This window comes from Prevotellamassilia timonensis (assembly GCF_021531665.1).
Lineage (GTDB): Bacteria > Bacteroidota > Bacteroidia > Bacteroidales > Bacteroidaceae > Alloprevotella.
Genome location: NZ_JADYUH010000115.1, coordinates 1 through 986 on the forward strand (window position 1 = coordinate 1; position 986 = coordinate 986).

Here is a 986-nt window from a genome sequence, read left to right on the forward strand (position 1 = left end):
TTATACATGGTTATACCAGGAAGGATAAATTTCACCCAGTTGGGCAAGTACGGCAGACACGGCGAACAGTGCTACCGCCAGAACTTCGGACGCTTGCGCTCGAAGAGCCTGAACTGGCTTCGCTTCAACGTCAGTCTCGCCCTGCGCTACTTCGGCAGCGACGGTCGCAAGGCCATAGCCATTGATCCGAGCTACATCAGCAAGTCGGGCAAGAAGACTCCGCATATTGGTCGTTTCTGGTCGGGATGTGCAGGTGCCGTTAAGCACGGACTGGAAATTATGGGACTGGGGCTGATAGACATTGACAGCCACAACTGCATGATGCTCCGTGCCCATCAGACACCAGGCAACTTTGAGCTGAAGAAGCGTAATATGACGCTGGCAGACCATTACATTGCCGTCATCAAGCGCTATTGCAGGGAACTGCTGAAACTGTCTCATCTCGTTGTTGCCGATGCATTCTTCTCCACTCGCACTTTCTACGAGGGAATCCATCAGCATGGCTTCCATCTCGTCAGCCGCTTCCGTGACAATGCCCACTTGTGCTATCTCTATGAGGGTGAGCGCACAGGTAAAAGAGGAAGACCCAAGATGATAGACGGGAAGATAGACCTGAAGAAACTCGACATGTCAAGGATGCTTCCCATCTTCGTTGACGGACTGCCAGGCATTGCCTATACGCTGATAGCCTATTCCAAGGCGCTGAAGTGCAAGGTGCGTCTGGTCATCTGGATCATGCCCGACAAGAAGCGCAAGCTGTTCTTCTCTACTGACACTACACTCTCTGGTGAGGAAGTTCTGGACTTCTACAGAACCAGGTTTCAGATAGAATTTTGCTTTCGCGATGCAAAGCAATTCTGCGGGCTGACGGACTCTCAAGCAAGGGACACTAACAAACTTGACTGCGCTTTCAATGCATCATTCGCATCGTTAAACGTGGCCAAGGTCATGATGAAGGAAAGGCACATGGAGTATTCCATGTCCAA

Annotated in this window: 1 protein-coding gene; it reads left to right on the plus strand. The window is 51.1% G+C overall.

Going from position 1 to position 986, the window contains the following annotated elements:
* Window positions 1–6: 6 nt before the first annotated feature.
* Window positions 7–986: transposase (locus I6E40_RS10590; RefSeq protein ID WP_235387228.1), on the plus strand; the 980-nt coding region annotated here is incomplete at its 3' end.